The 1,302-nt window shown below is 68.8% G+C and carries 1 protein-coding gene; it reads right to left on the bottom strand.

Annotated elements, in window-relative coordinates; genetic code table 11:
• Positions 1 to 173: 173 nt before the first annotated feature.
• Positions 174 to 1,121, bottom strand: a complete 948-nt coding sequence (locus tag ACIQOV_RS41775) for a hypothetical protein (protein ID WP_401056417.1) — start codon at positions 1,119 to 1,121, stop codon at positions 174 to 176.
• Positions 1,122 to 1,302: the final 181 nt, after the last annotated feature.

Genomic DNA, 1,302 nt, shown 5'->3' with positions numbered 1-1,302 from the left:
CCCCGGCTCCGCCGGCTCGCTCTCCCCGCCTCTCACCCTGATAGACGTCCATCCCGCCGGGGGGTTGCAGGTGGGTTCGAAGAATTTTTCGCGGACTTCGCCCGGAATGCCGAAAGGCGCCGTGACCAGGGGAGATACCCGGTCACGGCGCCTCGACGGCCCGCCTGGGACGGCTACTTCACGACCGTCACCGGGACGGTCAGCTCCTTCAACGGCGTCAGCGTCGTGGTGCCGTCGTACGGCAGCGTCGCCTGGACGGACACCGGCATCGTCCCCGGCCCGTCCACCAGGTCCAGGGCCATCCGGTAGGTCACCTTCTTGGACTCACCCGGCGCGAGCGAGAACCAGGCCTTCTGGCTCACCGCGGCGTAGTCCATGCCGCCCCCCATCGAGAGCGGGATCTCCGTCCAGCTGCCGCCGTCCTGGCGCTCCAGCTTGCCCTTGTTCGTCGGGAGCACCTCGTTCGGCGGCGTCCCGGCGTACTCGTTGGTGTACACCAGCGGCTGGAGCTTGTCGTAGGTCTTCTGGCCGGAGTTCCGGTACGTCACCGTGAAGGTCACCGGGGTGCCGCTGTTGGACACCTTCTGCCCCGCGCCGATGCCTCCGTCGACCGTGATGACGAGGTCCTTCGCGGCCTGTTCGGTCGCGGACAGGCCCGGCGCCTTGTGGCCGCTCACGTCCAGGCTGTTGACGATCGCCGTCAGGCCCGACTGGTAGTCGCTCTTGAGCCCGTTCGCCACCACGAAGACCTGGTCCGTACCCATCCCCCACAGCTGGGCCGTGAAGGTGTCCCCGGGCTTGCAGGTGACGTTCCACTGGGTCTTGTCGATCGTCCGGCCGGCCACGGTGGGCTTGGTCCGCACCGGGGCGCCGATCGAGGAGTAGCCGTTCTCGGGGATGTAGGGCCGGCCCCAGATCGGGCAGTTCGGCTGGTGGCCCCAGCCTCCGTCGGCGGTCAGGTCGGCCGTCGTCGGCCAGGCACCGCCGACGATCTCGTCCGGGCTGTTGTAGACCACGACCAGGACGCCGTACGGCTCGCACTTCGCCGGCGCCCAGCCCTGCTGCGGGTCCGTCGGAGCCCCCGGGCTCAGGACGCAGACCTGACTGGTCGAGACCGGCACGGCCTTCCAACCGGCCGGAACCTTGAACCTGACACCCCTGAAGTTGTACGAACTCGCCGCACCGGGCGGCGTGTTGGAGGGCGAGGGGTCTCCGACGCGGTCACCGCCACCCGCGTGAGTTCACTGTGGACGATGTTCGGCATCGTGGTGGCCGTGTACGTGCTCATTTTCGGCGCCTTCC

This window comes from Kitasatospora sp. NPDC091257, assembly GCF_044757675.1.
GTDB lineage: Bacteria > Actinomycetota > Actinomycetes > Streptomycetales > Streptomycetaceae > Kitasatospora > Kitasatospora lactacystinica.
This window is presented reverse-complemented; position numbering and strand designations above follow the sequence as displayed.